Below are 13,335 nucleotides of genomic sequence, written 5' to 3' on the forward strand. Positions count from 1 at the left end.
CGGGCTGTGACAACAGCCAACCAAGCTGATTGAAACCTGTCAATGGACTCAACGAATCCTGGTAAGCCTATGACTGCGCTCTCCCAGTAGCAGCCACGCCACATCGTGAAACCGATTTGCCCCGCTTCCGGCCGGTGGGCTTGAGTGGAACTGACCCATCCGGAGCGGCTGAGAGACCTGGCTCAGTGACGCCGCAGCAACCCGTACAGCAGGGAGTCCCCCTGCCCCGAAGGTGCTACTGCCAGGACCGATGGAAAGGAACTCCACCGTGCCCCAGAACACTGACCACATCCGCGCCACCCACGCAGGCTCATTGCCGAGGACGCCTGAACTCATTGCTGCGAACGCCGCCAAGGAAGCCGACGGAATTACGCCCGAATTCCTGGAACTCCTCGAAGCCTCCGTGGTTGACGTCGTCCAGCGCCAGAAGGACCTCGGCATCGACATTCCCAACGACGGTGAATACGGGCACACCATGGCCAACTCTGTTGACTACGGGGCGTGGTGGAACTACTCCTTCGCCCGGCTCGGCGGACTGGAGCCGACCGACGTGGACCGCTGGGCAGACTCCGAGGTCCGGCGATCGTCGCCCGGAAACGTCGTCCTCACATCATTCCCCGACCGGCGGGACCGCCAGCAGTTCAGCGAGGCCTACAACGACCCGTCGTCGGGAATCCTGGCCCACCGCAAGAGCGTCACCCAGCCAAAGATCGCAGGCCCCCTCACTTACACCGGGCAGGACCTGGTGGCCTCGGATGCCAACAACCTCAAGACGGGCTTGGCCGCCGCAGGGCTGACGGATGGCTTCGTAGCGTCTCTCTCCCCCGGCTCATGCGCCCGGGTGGCAAACGAGTATTACAAAACGGACGAGGAACTCGTCTACGCCTGTGCCGACGCCATGCGTGAGGAATACAAGGCCATTATCGACGCCGGCCTGACCGTCCAGCTCGATGACCCGTCCCTTGCCGAAAGCTGGGACCAGATCAACCCCGAACCGGCGCTGGAGGACTACCTGAAGTTCATCCAGCTGCGCGTGGAGGCCACCAACTGGGCGCTGCGGGACCTCCCGCAGGAACAGATCCGGCTGCACGTGTGCTGGGGCTCCTGGCACGGCCCGCACACCACTGACATCCCCTTCGCAGACATCCTCGGTTCCGTCCTGCAGGTCAACGCCGGCGCCTACTCCTTCGAGGCGGCAAACGTCCGCCACGAACATGAATGGCGGGTCTGGGAAGACACGAAACTCCCCGATGGCAAGCTGATCATTCCGGGCGTCGTCTCCCACGCCACCAATGTGGTGGAGCACCCGGACCTGGTGGCGGACAGGATTGTGCGATTCGCCGACGTAGTCGGCCGGGAAAATGTCATCGCCTCCACCGACTGCGGCCTGGGCGGGCGCGTCCACCCGCAGATCGCCTACGCGAAACTGGAAGCTCTGGGCGAAGGTGCACGCCGGGCCACGAAACGGCTCTGGTAGCCCGCCGCCGTGGAATCACGGGAAGGACGAAACCCCGGCTGTGCATCCGGTCACCGGAATACGCGCTACCGGCGTTTCGCTTCCCGCGGCTTGCTAAACTGGGGAAGGCCGGGTTGACCGGCCCACCCCAACACACCGCCGATGTCGAGTTGCGCCTTCACGCGCCCTCGTCCGCAGGCGGAAGCACCGCCAATCCCCGCAGGAGACCCAGCACCATATGACCGCCCTTGCACCAGAATCCCTCCACGAACAGCTCCTGAACCGCCGCTACGAGCCCAGCGTTGCCGCCGTCAACGAGCTGTGCGATTCCCTGCAAGACACCAGGCCGGGCACGGTGGTGCCTTACGTCGACCCCATTCACGACGTCGACGAATGCCGGATCATCAGCCTGTTCTCCAACATCGGCGAGGCGGACGGCTCCGGCTTCATCACTGCCGGAGACCAGGACGCTGCCACCCGCATGCTCGGCATCCAGTGGAAGCTGGGGCTGCGGCCCGAGTATGTCATGCCGTGGAACGTCCACCCCTGGCACGTCCCGGGCGAACCGAACGGCAAGTTCACCCCGGACCAGATCCAGGCCGGCCTCAAGCCGCTGCTCAAGTTCCTCGCCCTTGTCCCGCGCGCATCAGTCATCGTGGCGCACGGCACCGAAGCCAACCGCCTGGCCAACGCGCTCCTCAAGACCGAGGTCCCGCTGCTGTGGCGCCGCGGCCTGAAGACCTACAAGGTACGCTCCCTCAGCGGCCGCGCCTTCGCCGGTTCCCCTGCGCGCCAGGAAGAGTACCTCCAGGACATGCGCGTGGCCTACGCGGACGCCATGGCCCGTACGGGGCTGCAGAAGGCGGTCTGATCCCCTAAGGAGTACGACGGCGGGCGGTCACCTTTCCCAAAGAAAGGTGACCGCCCGCCGTCGTCATATGAAGGGGCCTCCGCCGCCTAGGGTTCCCTGGCTGAGCAAAGCGAAGCCAGGGAGGCGGCGGGGACCTACTTGCCCTCGATCGCGGCCTTGGCCCCGGGGTCGGAATCGTTGAGGAACTTTTCGATCCGCTCGGGTTCGTCAGCTTCACCGATGGCCGAAGAGGCCCGTCCCAGCGAGTAGAGCGCACGCAGGAAACCGCGGTTGGGCTCGTGCTCCCACGGGATGGGGCCCACGCCGCGCCAGCCGTTGCGGCGCAACGAGTCCAGCCCGCGGTGGTAGCCAACGCGCGCGTAGGCGTAGGAGTCGATGGTTCGTCCCTCCGCCCAAGCCTCCTCGGCAAGGATGGCCCACAGCAGCGACGACGTGGGGTTCTTCGCCACAAGGTCGACGGCCTCCTGGCCGAGCGCCAGGTGCTGGTAGATCTCAGATTCTGCCGGCAGGAGCGTGGGCTCAGGCCCCATCAGGTTCTTGCGGAACTCATCCGACATTTAGAAGGTCTTTCCGGCTGAACCGAGCTGCTTGGTGGCTTCCACAACGCGGGCGGCGAGGCCGGCTTCGGCGGAGGCGCCCCAGACGCGGGGGTCGTAGGTCTTCTTGTTGCCCACTTCGCCGTCCACCTTCAGGACGCCGTCGTAGTTGCGGAACATGTGGTCCGCCACCGGGCGCGTGTAGGCGTACTGGGTGTCCGTGTCGATGTTCATCTTGATGGTGCCGTAGGACACGGCGTCGGCGATTTCCTGGTCCGAGGAGCCTGAGCCGCCGTGGAACACGAGGTCGAACGGGCTGTCCTTGCCGATCTTCGCGCCAACCTGCGCCTGGATGTCCTTGAGGATTTCCGGGCGGAGCTTAACGCCACCGGGCTTGTAAACACCGTGGACGTTGCCGAAGGTCAGGGCGGTGATGTAGCGGCCGTTCTCGCCGGAACCCAGGGCTTCAATGGTGGCCAGGGCGTCTTCGACGGTGGTGTACAGCTTCTCGTTGATCTCGTTCTCGACGCCGTCTTCCTCGCCACCCACGGTGCCGATTTCAACTTCGAGGATCATCTTGGCAGCGGCCGTGCGGGCAAGCAGCTCGCGGGCGATGCGCAGGTTGTCCTGCAGGGTTTCGGCGGAGCCGTCCCACATGTGGGAGTTGAAGATCGGGTTGCGGCCGGCCTTGACCTCGGCCTCGGAGGCTGCGAGCAGCGGCAGGACGAAGCCGTCCAGCTTGTCCTTGGGGCAGTGGTCCGTGTGGAGGGCGATGTTGACGCCGTAGTTCTTGGCCACTTCACGGGCGAAGGCCGCGAAGCCCAGGGAACCGGCCACCATGTCCTTGGTGGAGGCACCGGACCAGTAGGCCGCACCGCCGGTGGAGACCTGGACGATGCCGTCGGACTCAGCCTCGGCGAAGCCGCGAAGGGCCGCGTTGAGCGTCTGAGAGGACGTGACGTTCACTGCCGGGAAAGCGAATCCGCCCGCCTTCGCACGGTCGATCATCTCGGAGTAAATCTCTGGGGTTGCAATGGGCATGCTGACTCCTCTGCTGAGTTTCGTCTGTGGGTGGAAGACCCTCAAGTAGACCGCTTACGGCTAGGCACCATCCTAGCGATATCCGCCACACCGCCGAGTTTCTGGTCGGCAGTTGGTAACACTCCCTGGTTGCGTCCGCGCGGGCGTCCTACACGTGCTGGTTGAAGACGTGCCGGCGGACCCACGCGTGCATGGCGATCGCTGCGGCGGAGGCAGCGTTAATGGAACGGGTGGAACCAAACTGTTCGATGGACAGAGTGGCTTCGGCTGCTTCATGGACCTCAGGCGTCAGGCCCGGCCCCTCCTGGCCGAACACCAGCACGCAGTTGCGGGGCAACTCATAGGTTTCCAGCGGCACGGAATCCGGGAAGATGTCGATGCCGATGATCGCCAGCTCCTCCCCCTGCGCCCACTGGACGAAATCCTCCACCGTGGGGTGGTGGCGGACGTGCTGGTAGCGGTCGGTGACCATGGCTCCGCGCCGGTTCCACCGCCGTCGTCCGATGATGTGCACCTCCTTGGCGAGGAAGGCGTTGGCGGTGCGCACCACTGTGCCGATGTTGAGGTCGTGCTGCCAGTTTTCGATGGCCACGTGGAAGTTGTGCCGCCGTGAATCGAGCTCCGCCACGATCGCCTCGTGCTTCCAGTAGCGGTACTTGTCCAGCACGTTGCGCCGGTCGCCGTCGGCCAGCAGGTCAGGATCCCAGTGGTCGCCCTCGGGCAACTCGCCTTCCCAGGGCCCGACGCCGACCTCCGCCCTGGTTGCCCCGGCTTCCGTTGCGTCGGCTTCTTCGAGCGAGTGGTGGGGCGCGTCTGCCATCCCGGGCGTTTGGTTCACCCCTCAACACTAGACTGGACCTTTCGGGCAATCACCACGGCCCGTTCATCACGGGCGTCGACAGTCGGAGGCAGGCATGGCAGAAGCGGACAAGGTTGAGGGCGCGCCGGCGGTATACCGCAGCGGCCAGGACATTGAGTGCTGGCTGACGGACATGGACGGTGTCCTGGTCCACGAAAACCAGGCCGTGCCGGGCGCCGCCGAACTCATCCAGCGGTGGGTGGATACGTCCAAGCGTTTCCTGGTCCTGACCAACAATTCGATCTTCACGCCCCGCGACCTCGCAGCCCGGCTGCGTGCATCCGGCCTGGAGATCCCCGAAGAGAACATCTGGACGTCGGCCCTGGCCACGGCCCAGTTCCTGAAGGACCAGGTGCAGGGCTCAGGGTCCGGCAACCGCGCGTACACGATCGGCGAAGCAGGACTGACGACGGCGCTGCACGAGGCCGGCTTCATCCTCACCGACCAGGATCCGGACTTCGTTGTGCTGGGCGAGACACGCACCTACTCCTTCGAGGCGATCACCATGGCCATCCGCCTCATCCTCGCCGGTGCCCGCTTCATCGCGACCAACCCCGACGCCACAGGCCCGTCCAAGGACGGTCCGATGCCGGCCACCGGTGCCATCGCGGCGCTGATCACCAAAGCCACGGGACGGGAACCGTACATTGTGGGCAAGCCCAACCCGATGATGTTCCGCTCCGCCATGAACCAGATCGACGCCCATTCCGAAACCACGGCAATGATCGGTGACCGGATGGACACGGACATCATCGCCGGCATGGAAGCCGGGCTGCACACGGTCCTGGTGCTGACCGGGATCACGCAGCGGGACGAGATCGCCTCCTACCCCTTCCGGCCCAACCAGGTCCTGAACTCCGTGGCGGACCTGAAGAACCAGCTCTAGAACACCGTCACCCGGGAGCCGCCGGCCGGCAGCGGGAAATGCTCATCAAGCAGACCGTCCAGCAGCGGCCGGTAGATGTGCGGGTTCCATTGCGGGCTGGCGTGCGCGGGTGCGGCCCCGGTGGTCTGGAGTCCGGTGGAGACCATGTTGTCCTTGAACGCCACTGCCCACGCTTCCAGTGCTGATTCGTAGCGCACGGTGCGGTCCTTGGGACTTCCCAGGTAGGCCATCTTGGCGGTCCCGATCTTCCCTGCGAACCGGGTGCCGTCGAAGTGGTAGATATAGGCGGACTCCGTCTGGATCAGTACGCTTGACGGCGCGATGGGCGAGAGCTGCTCCAGGGTCTGGTCGAGGATCTGGCGCCAGCTGCGCTCGTCCTTGTGGATGACCCGCTCGCCCAGCTCGTAGCCGCCGCGGAGGGTGGACGGGAATCGGAATCCGCGCTCGTAAAGGAACACCACGCCGTCGAACCAGCTCTGGTCCAGGACGTCGTGCTTGCTGTATGGGCTGGAGTCCAGCACCACGAACTGGACCTGCACGCCGTGGATTTCCAGGAGCCGGGCCGCTACCTGGGTGGCCACCATTCCGCCGAAACTGTGTCCGTAGAAGAACAGTTTTTGGATCTTCTGCTCACGGACGTACTCGATGACGGCGATCACGATGTCGTCGATGTCCAGGCCCTGGTTGGAATACCCGACGGCGGCGAGCCGGGCCCGCTTGTTCAACGAACCACGGAGGGAGTTCAGGATCCACTGGGCCTCCTCCCAGCTGGTCTTGTATCCCGGGAACAGGAACCAGCTGGCGTCCGGGTAGTAGGCATCGGCAAAGTCGTCCGGAACGGGCAGGATCCTGTCCGTTCGCCGCTGCGACTGCACCTCGCGGGTCAGCAGCATGTCCGCTGCAAGTACCCCTGAAGCACCAGTAGCGGTAAAGAAGCTGCGCCGTGAAAAGCGCTTGAGGGCAGCGGCTTGTGACAGCAGCCGGGCTGCGGTTGCCCCGCCCCGGCCCTGCGGATCAACCTTCCCCTCATACGGCACGCCTCTACCGTAGGCACAACTGAAGAGTCCGCCGCAAGGAGCCTTGGATAACCATTCGGTGACTGCCCGGCAGCGGGCCGGCCGTCAGCTGGCGGCCTGGCCCTCCGCTGCCGGGAACGGAGCCTCCGGGTCCTGTTGGCGGCGGCCAAGCTCGCGTCCGATGTCGTTGTAGCGCCCCAGGAGGTCGGAACCCGGGAAAGCCCCCGGGTGGTCCAGCAGCGCAAAGAGGGTGTCGCTTGCCGCGAGGAGTTCCTGTTCGGAGTACTCCACCAACGGCCGCCCGAACAGTTCCTCAAGCGCGGCGTCCGGCGCCACCTGGTACCCCTCGCCGAAGGGCCTGCCGTGGTGGGGGTGGCTGGCGTCGTCATCGACGATGTGCAGTGGCTGCACCTGCTGGGCAGGCCCGGCACCGGCCAGGTGTGCCCCAGCCAATCGCTCGTGTGAACCCGTGAGGTGAAGCGACACACCAGAGCCGTAGATGCCGGGAAGGCTGTTGGCGTCCATGGTGTTCAGGTCGCTGCGAAGACCTGCCAGGGCACTGGATTCCACCAGTGCAGCCTGCGAGAGGTCAACGCGGATGTGGGCACGGATGCCCATGCGCCGGACGCGTCGGATGATGTGGACAAGGTCCGGACGGGAATCGTGGGTGAGGCTTCCGCGGACGTCGATCCTGACTATGTCAGCGGGGACGTCGAGGTTAACGAGCGCATTAAGAGAGCGGTCCATAGGTACTCCAAAAGAGGTTCTATGGCCGACGGCTCAACCACGGCCAGCGTATCCCCGATGGTGTGCGGGCACAACCTGTGCTCCAGGGACTGCTTCAGCGCCCGTTCAGGCGTCCCGTCGGGCGGCCTGCCCACCGGGCGGCCTGGCTAGGCTGACTGTTCAGGCCTGCGGCTGCCGGGTTCCTGGTAAAACGTACGCGTGCCGGTGCCGCCGACCGAATCAACCAATGACTTGGCGATGTCCCGCAACTTTGTATTGCTGTTACTGGAAGCCTCGGTGAGGATCCTGATGGCCGCTTCCTGGCTGCACCTGTTCTGCGCCATCACAATCCCGATGGCGATGTCGATGATGGTGCGCGATTCCAGGGTTGCTCTGAGGTTCGCCGCGCTGTCCGAATGGAGGGAGAAGCGCACGGCCAGCCGCAGGGCCTGGGAAATTTCCCTCGTGAAGCCTCGGGCCTTCGCGGTGGCCCGCTCGTCGAATTTGTGCGGGACATCCGAGTACAGGTTGAGCGCCGCCTTGGCGTCCCCCTGCAGGTTGAACGGCAGCGACAACACCGAACGCAGGCCGTAAGAAGCCACAGCGGAGGCGTACTCCGGGCCCCACCGGTCTTCATCAAACAGGTCCGGGACGTGGATCTCACGTTCTTCCTGGGCGGCGGTCAGGCAGGGACCTTGTGAAAGCGAATACTGGATTTCATCCACTTCGCGGGCGGAGTCGCTGCTCCAGCCGATAGTGGCAGCCTTCCTGTCACGAAGCAGCGTGATGCCGCAGAGGGCATCATCGCCCAGACCTGCAACCTGGTGGGCCGAGAAACGTGCGAGCTCATTGAGGAACTCTTCAAAATCCGAGCTGTCCAGGATCAGGTCCTGGACCGTCTCAGTGGCGCTCAACGGCTGGTCCGCGGTGGGCATGGGCAGGTTCTCCAAGGGAAACTTAAGGGGCTAAGGAGAATATTAGGCCAGCGGCCGGTCCGGACCAAGTGCGCTGGCCGGATCACTTCGGCGCCAACCCCCTGCCAAGCCACCCGGCCTGACTGCCGGCCCGGGTGCAGCAGTTGCTGGCCGGCCGGCGATGGGGACCTAGTCGAGGCCCAGTTCGTCCTTGCCGAACGCGAAGTGGTAGGGCACGCCGGTTTCGGCTTCGATCTTTTCCTTGGCGCCGGTATCACGGTCCACGATCACTGCCACGGCCACAACGTTGCCGCCTGCCTTGCGGACGCCCTCGACGGCGGTCAGTGCGGATCCGCCGGTGGTTGACGTGTCTTCGAGGACCAGGACGTTCCGCCCCTCCACTGAGGGGCCTTCCACCTGGCGCCCCATGCCGTAGGACTTCTGGGCCTTGCGGACCACGAAAGCGTCCACGGTGCGGCCGGCGTCCACCGCAGCGTGCATGACGGCGGTGCCCACGGGGTCGGCCCCCATGGTCAGGCCACCGGCGCACTCAAAGCCGATGCCGGCGTCGTCCGCCATCTTCAGCATGACCTGGCCTACCAGCTTGGACGCCTCGTGGTGCAGGGTGATGCGGCGAAGGTCGATGTAGTAATCCGCCTCCGCGCCGCTGGAGAGGATGACCTTGCCGCGGACCACGGCAAGTTCCTTGATGAGTTCGAGCAGTCGGGCGCGGGCGGCTGCAGAGTCCACTGCAGTCTCACTGGGGGAAGTCATGGGTTCCAGTTTAGTGGGACCGGGCCGGTGCGGTTGCTTGAGCAGGGTTGCCGGCGCTGGCTAGTGTGGACCACATGCGCGAACTCCAGGCCACCATCATTGAAGAAATGGGCGTGCAGCCCCGGATCGATCCCGCGGGGGAGGTGCGCAAACGCGTCACATTCCTCAAGGAGTACCTCAAAGCCACCGGCACCAAGGGCTTTGTCCTGGGAATCTCCGGAGGGCTCGATTCCTCGCTGGCCGGAAAACTGGCCCAGCAGGCGGTCGAGGAGCTCGAGGCGGAAGGCCTGGAAGCAAACTTCGTAGCAGTCCGCCTGCCCTACGGCGTGCAGCACGATGAGGAGGACGCGCAGGCCGCCCTGGACTTCATCAAGGCCAAAACCGAGTGGACCTTCAACATCTCCGCGGCCGTGGACGGCTTCGAGGACGAGTTCCAAAAGACCGCCGGCTCGGAGATCTCCGACTTCCACAAGGGCAACACCAAGGCCCGCACCCGGATGATCGCGCAGTATGCTCTGGCCGGGGAATTCAACTACCTGGTGATCGGCACGGACCACGGAGCGGAATCCGTCACCGGTTTCTTCACCAAGTTCGGCGACGGTGGCGCGGACATCCTGCCCCTGTTCGGTTTGAACAAGCGGCAGAACCGGGCCCTGCTTGCCGAACTCGGCGCCCCGGCGCGCATCTGGGAGAAGGTCCCCACTGCCGATCTTTTGGACGACCGCCCCGGACGCACCGACGAGGACGAACTGGGCCTCAGTTACGACCAGATCGATGACTACCTCGAGGGCCGCGAGGTTCCCGAGGCCGTCGCTGAGTCAATCGAGCAGAAGTACCTGCGCACGCGGCACAAGCGCACGGTCCCCGTGACCGTCTTCGATACGTGGTGGAAGGCCGAAGGCCCGGAAGAGCCCCGCGCGGGACTTTAGCCCGGCACGCCACCGCTGATATGCCCCTGCTTGGGGGATCACGACGGCGCGTCTCCCCATCCGGGGGTCCAGGGGTTGTCGTACGTGGGCACTGCCGTGGAGACTCAGCGGGCCGGGGCACCTTCTCCCCCGCCCAGCTGCTGGGTGATCCGGTGGGCCTCCGCCATGAGGAGGCCGCCCAGCTCGTCCTGCCGTTCCGGTTTGAAGCGCGGCTCAATGCCTGTCAGGGACAGCGCCCAGGCCGGCTTGCCGGACCTGTCGAATACTGCGGCACCCATCCCCCAGCTGCCTTCAAGGACGAGCCCGGGGTTCACGGAGTACCCAGCCAGCCTGGTGCGTTCAAGGTTCTCCCGGACGATGCCGGCGGTGTGCCCGGCTGCGAAGGTTCCAGCGTGGGCCTCCCAGTCCTGCAGGATCCCTTCCCGTTCCCCCTCGGGAAGGAAGGCCATGATGGCGGTTCCCGCGGACGCCACCCCCAAGGGAAACCGCACGCCCTCATGCAGCACGAAGGAACGGACCGGGAAGCTGCCTTCCTCCCGCAGAAGGCAGACCGTTTCCATGCCGCGGCGGATGGAGAAGAAGGCGCTCTCGCCCGTGGCTTCGGCCAGCCGCCGCAGGCTGGGCCGGGCGATGTCCTCCATGGGGAACCGGGCGGAGGCCACCGAGCCCAGCAGCAGCATCTCGGGGCCCAGCACCCAGTTGCCGTTGACGGGATCGTGGTCCAGCAGGCCCTCGGCGGCCATGGAAGACAGGAGCCTGTGCACGGTAGGCCGGGTGAGGCCGGATTCGCGCACAACAGCGGCCAGCGGCATGCCCCCGGCGCTGCGGCCGACCAGCCGGAGCAGGCTTGCGAGGCGGCTGACCACTTGGGCGCCCTGCACGGGAAAATTGCTCATCAGTGCCTCATTCGTCCATATTGTGGATACTTTTTTGCCCTACGTCCACAGTATAGAACGCGGCTGGATCAGGTGATTATCATCCTTGACGGGCATGAGACGCGGACCGTAGTCTCCATACTCAGAAGCCGAGTCCACAAAGTGGACTGACCATCTCGATGAGGAGACACACCCATGAGCAAAATCCAGGACTCCGCGGCAGCCGCCCTGGAAGGCGCCCTGCAGGACGGCATCACCCTCGCTGTCGGCGGCTTCGGGCTCAGCGGCATTCCGGCAGACCTCATTGAAGCTGTCCGTGACTCCGGCGTGCAGAACCTCACCGTGGTCTCGAACAACATGGGCGTGGACGGCAAGGGACTGGGCATCCTCATCGAAGCGGGGCAGGTCCGCAAGGTGATCGCCTCCTACGTTGGGGAAAACAAGCTCTTCGCCGAGCAGTACCTCGCCGGAAAGCTGGAGGTTGAATTCACGCCCCAGGGCACCCTGGCGGAGCGGCTCCGGGCGGGTGGGGCGGGCATCCCGGCGTTCTATACGAAGACCGGCGTGGGCACGCTGGTGGCCGAGGGAAAGCCGCTGGAAGTATTCGACGGCGAAACGTATGTCCGCGAGCGCGCCATCATTGCCGACGTGGCACTTGTCCACGCCCACACTGCCGATACGGACGGCAACCTCGTCTACCGCTACACAGCCCGGAATTTCAATCCCGTAGTGGCCACGGCCGGCAGGCTGACCATTGCCGAGGCCGAAGTGATCGTGCAGCCCGGAGAAGTGGATCCCAACCACGTGGTCACTCCGGGTGTTTTCGTCCAGCGCCTGGTGCAGGCAACCAATCGCGTGAAGGACATTGAGCAGCGGACGGTGCGGCCGCGCACCGATCTTGTGTCCGCCTGACCGGCGCCGACACCCGCAGCAACCGCCCGCAACTCAATGGAGAGCACACAACAATGAACACCGCGCAGATTCAAGATGAGGATGTCCGCCAGAAGGGCTTGGCCCGGATGGCGGAAAGCCTCGCCGGATGGACGCAGAAGTGGTTCCCGGACGCCTACATTTTCGCGCTCGCCGGCGTCGTCCTCGTTGCCATTGCCGCACTGGCCACTGGGGCTTCCCCCAAGGCCGTGGTGGACTCCTTCGGCAACGGGTTCTGGGACCTCACCGCCTTCACCCTGCAGATGGCCATGGTGGTGCTCACCGGCTATGTGGTGGCCACGTCCCCGCCCGTTGCGCGGCTGATCAACCGCCTGGCAGTCATTCCGGGGTCCGCCCGAACGGCGGTGAGCTTCGTGGCCGTCATGTCCATGTCCGTCTCGTTCATCAACTGGGGCTTGAGCCTGATCTTCGGCGGACTCCTGGCCCGGGCCATCGCGCGGCGTTCCGACCTCACGGTCGACTACCGCGCCCTCGGTGCGGCCGCTTTCATGGGGCTCGGTGCAGTGTGGGCCCTGGGGCTGTCCTCCTCGGCCGCGCAGCTGCAGGCAACGAAGGCGTCGATTCCGCCGGCACTGCTGCAGATTACCGGGGTCCTGGACTTCGGCACCACCATCTTCACGTGGCAGTCGCTGCTGACGCTGGTGATCCTCATGCTCCTCACCACCGTGATTGCCCACTTCTCGGCTCCCACGGGAAAGGCCATCCGGACAGCCGAGGACATGGGCGTGGACCTGGACGACGAACCCGAAGCTCCCGCCGAAAAGTCGCGACCGGGTGAGTGGCTTGAGTACAGCCGGATCCTGCCCATCATTGCCGGTGTCCTGACCCTGGGCTGGCTAGTCTCCCAACTGCTCACGCTGCCCATCCTTACGGTGGTCAGTTCCCTGAACGGCTATCTCCTGGTGTTCCTGATGCTCGGCCTGGTGCTGCATGGTACTCCCCGGAAGTTCCTGCAGGCGGTCACCAAGGCCGTGCCCGCCACCGCCGGCATCCTGGTCCAGTTCCCGCTCTACGCAGCCATGGCAGCCATCCTCACGAAGGCCGCCGGGGCTGACGGGCTCACCGTCTCTGAGCACCTGGCCCACTTCTTCACCAGCATCGGCAGCAACGGCGCCTTTGCGGTGGTCATCGCCCTCTACACGGCCTTCTTGGGCATGTTCGTCCCCTCGGGCGGAGGCAAGTGGCTGGTGGAGGCGCCCTACGTGATGCAGTCCGCCACGGACGTCAACATGAACCTGGGCTGGACCGTGCAGATCTACAACATGGCCGAGGCCCTGCCCAACCTGATCAACCCCTTCTTCATGCTGCCCCTGCTGGCCGTGCTGGGGCTGCGCGCCCGGGACCTGGTGGGCTTCACCTTCCAGCAATTCCTGTTCCACCTTCCGGTGGTCCTGCTGCTGGCCTGGCTGCTGGGAATGACCTTCGAGTTTGTTTCGCCGGTCATTCCCAAATAGCCATCCCTTCGCGGCACCCCGAAACAACCGACAAGACACTGAGAATC

At 65.1% G+C, this 13,335-nt stretch carries 14 protein-coding genes and 1 riboswitch; of the genes, 6 read left to right on the forward strand and 8 right to left on the reverse strand.

The genetic code is table 11. From position 1 onward, the window contains the following. Positions 1-152 precede the first annotated feature (152 nt). A riboswitch (SAM riboswitch) is annotated at positions 153-257 on the forward strand. A gap of 11 nt (positions 258-268) precedes the next feature. Then, complete coding sequence (locus tag OVA06_RS15265; protein ID WP_268159439.1) at positions 269-1,477, forward strand: cobalamin-independent methionine synthase II family protein; 1,209 nt, start codon at positions 269-271, stop codon at positions 1,475-1,477. 217 nt (positions 1,478-1,694) lie between these two features. Further along, a complete protein-coding gene (locus OVA06_RS15270; protein WP_268159440.1) occupies positions 1,695-2,327 on the forward strand; it encodes a uracil-DNA glycosylase in 633 nt (210 codons plus the stop codon). 134 nt (positions 2,328-2,461) lie between these two features. On the opposite strand, the gene OVA06_RS15275 is transcribed toward OVA06_RS15270, so the two are convergent. The 3 genes from OVA06_RS15275 to OVA06_RS15285 form a co-directional block, all read right to left on the reverse strand. Beyond that, a complete protein-coding gene (locus OVA06_RS15275; RefSeq protein WP_268159441.1) occupies positions 2,462-2,884 on the reverse strand; it encodes a DUF3151 domain-containing protein in 423 nt (140 codons plus the stop codon). Continuing rightward, entirely contained in the window at positions 2,885-3,949 is a 1,065-nt protein-coding gene (fbaA, locus tag OVA06_RS15280; RefSeq protein ID WP_268159442.1) for a class II fructose-bisphosphate aldolase, read from the reverse strand. A gap of 103 nt (positions 3,950-4,052) precedes the next feature. Then, positions 4,053-4,724 (reverse strand): TrmH family RNA methyltransferase, encoded by a 672-nt coding sequence (locus tag OVA06_RS15285; protein WP_268159443.1) that lies wholly within the window; start codon positions 4,722-4,724, stop codon positions 4,053-4,055. Between the two features lie 94 nt (positions 4,725-4,818). Between OVA06_RS15285 and OVA06_RS15290 the strand changes: the two genes are divergently transcribed. Continuing rightward, entirely contained in the window at positions 4,819-5,649 is an 831-nt protein-coding gene (locus OVA06_RS15290) for an HAD-IIA family hydrolase (RefSeq protein ID WP_268159444.1), read from the forward strand. On the opposite strand, the gene OVA06_RS15295 is transcribed toward OVA06_RS15290, so the two are convergent. The 4 genes from OVA06_RS15295 to pyrE all read right to left on the reverse strand — a co-directional run bounded on the left by OVA06_RS15295 (position 5,646) and on the right by pyrE (position 9,079). Then, positions 5,646-6,686, reverse strand: coding sequence for an alpha/beta fold hydrolase (locus OVA06_RS15295; RefSeq protein WP_268159445.1), 1,041 nt, complete (start codon positions 6,684-6,686; stop codon positions 5,646-5,648). The genes OVA06_RS15290 and OVA06_RS15295 overlap by 4 nt on opposite strands. An 84-nt stretch (positions 6,687-6,770) precedes the next feature. Further along, entirely contained in the window at positions 6,771-7,412 is a 642-nt protein-coding gene (locus OVA06_RS15300) for a hypothetical protein (RefSeq protein ID WP_268159446.1), read from the reverse strand. 146 nt (positions 7,413-7,558) lie between these two features. Next, complete coding sequence (locus tag OVA06_RS15305) at positions 7,559-8,326, reverse strand: GAF and ANTAR domain-containing protein (RefSeq protein WP_056076885.1); 768 nt, start codon at positions 8,324-8,326, stop codon at positions 7,559-7,561. Between the two features lie 168 nt (positions 8,327-8,494). Further along, on the reverse strand, positions 8,495-9,079 hold the full coding sequence (gene pyrE / locus OVA06_RS15310) for an orotate phosphoribosyltransferase (protein ID WP_268159447.1): 585 nt from the start codon (positions 9,077-9,079) through the stop codon (positions 8,495-8,497). A 74-nt stretch (positions 9,080-9,153) separates the two neighbouring features. On the opposite strand from pyrE, the gene nadE reads away from it, so the two are divergent. Beyond that, on the forward strand, positions 9,154-10,008 hold the full coding sequence (gene nadE / locus OVA06_RS15315; RefSeq protein ID WP_268159448.1) for an ammonia-dependent NAD(+) synthetase: 855 nt from the start codon (positions 9,154-9,156) through the stop codon (positions 10,006-10,008). Positions 10,009-10,112: 104 nt separating this feature from the next. Here the strand turns inward: nadE and OVA06_RS15320 are convergent, their stop codons facing one another. After that, on the reverse strand, positions 10,113-10,904 hold the full coding sequence (locus OVA06_RS15320; RefSeq protein ID WP_268159449.1) for an IclR family transcriptional regulator: 792 nt from the start codon (positions 10,902-10,904) through the stop codon (positions 10,113-10,115). A 174-nt stretch (positions 10,905-11,078) separates the two neighbouring features. Between OVA06_RS15320 and OVA06_RS15325 the strand changes: the two genes are divergently transcribed. Together OVA06_RS15325 and OVA06_RS15330 are read left to right on the forward strand one after the other, a co-directional pair. Then, the gene (locus OVA06_RS15325) at positions 11,079-11,795 is read left to right on the forward strand and encodes a CoA transferase subunit A (RefSeq protein ID WP_268159451.1); all 717 of its coding nucleotides are present in this window, start codon (positions 11,079-11,081) and stop codon (positions 11,793-11,795) included. A 53-nt stretch (positions 11,796-11,848) separates the two neighbouring features. Continuing rightward, a complete protein-coding gene (locus tag OVA06_RS15330; RefSeq protein WP_268159453.1) occupies positions 11,849-13,288 on the forward strand; it encodes a short-chain fatty acid transporter in 1,440 nt (479 codons plus the stop codon). The last annotated feature ends 47 nt before the right edge of the window (positions 13,289-13,335 follow it).

Source organism: Pseudarthrobacter sp. SL88, from assembly GCF_026672455.1.
GTDB lineage: Bacteria > Actinomycetota > Actinomycetes > Actinomycetales > Micrococcaceae > Arthrobacter.

Excerpts from the sequence above, each read along its gene's own strand:
- OVA06_RS15270 (WP_268159440.1), top strand. The coding sequence starts at position 1,695 with ATGACCGCCCTTGCACCAGAATCCCTCCACGAACAGCTCCTGAACCGC.
- OVA06_RS15275 (WP_268159441.1), bottom strand. The coding sequence starts at position 2,884 with ATGTCGGATGAGTTCCGCAAGAACCTGATGGGGCCTGAGCCCACGCTC.
- OVA06_RS15285 (WP_268159443.1), bottom strand. The coding sequence starts at position 4,724 with ATGGCAGACGCGCCCCACCACTCGCTCGAAGAAGCCGACGCAACGGAA.
- OVA06_RS15290 (WP_268159444.1), top strand. The coding sequence starts at position 4,819 with ATGGCAGAAGCGGACAAGGTTGAGGGCGCGCCGGCGGTATACCGCAGC.
- OVA06_RS15300 (WP_268159446.1), bottom strand. The coding sequence starts at position 7,412 with ATGGACCGCTCTCTTAATGCGCTCGTTAACCTCGACGTCCCCGCTGAC.
- OVA06_RS15305 (WP_056076885.1), bottom strand. The coding sequence starts at position 8,326 with ATGCCCACCGCGGACCAGCCGTTGAGCGCCACTGAGACGGTCCAGGAC.
- pyrE (WP_268159447.1), bottom strand. The coding sequence starts at position 9,079 with ATGACTTCCCCCAGTGAGACTGCAGTGGACTCTGCAGCCGCCCGCGCC.
- nadE (WP_268159448.1), top strand. The coding sequence starts at position 9,154 with ATGCGCGAACTCCAGGCCACCATCATTGAAGAAATGGGCGTGCAGCCC.
- OVA06_RS15320 (WP_268159449.1), bottom strand. The coding sequence starts at position 10,904 with ATGAGCAATTTTCCCGTGCAGGGCGCCCAAGTGGTCAGCCGCCTCGCA.
- OVA06_RS15325 (WP_268159451.1), top strand. The coding sequence starts at position 11,079 with ATGAGCAAAATCCAGGACTCCGCGGCAGCCGCCCTGGAAGGCGCCCTG.
- OVA06_RS15330 (WP_268159453.1), top strand. The coding sequence starts at position 11,849 with ATGAACACCGCGCAGATTCAAGATGAGGATGTCCGCCAGAAGGGCTTG.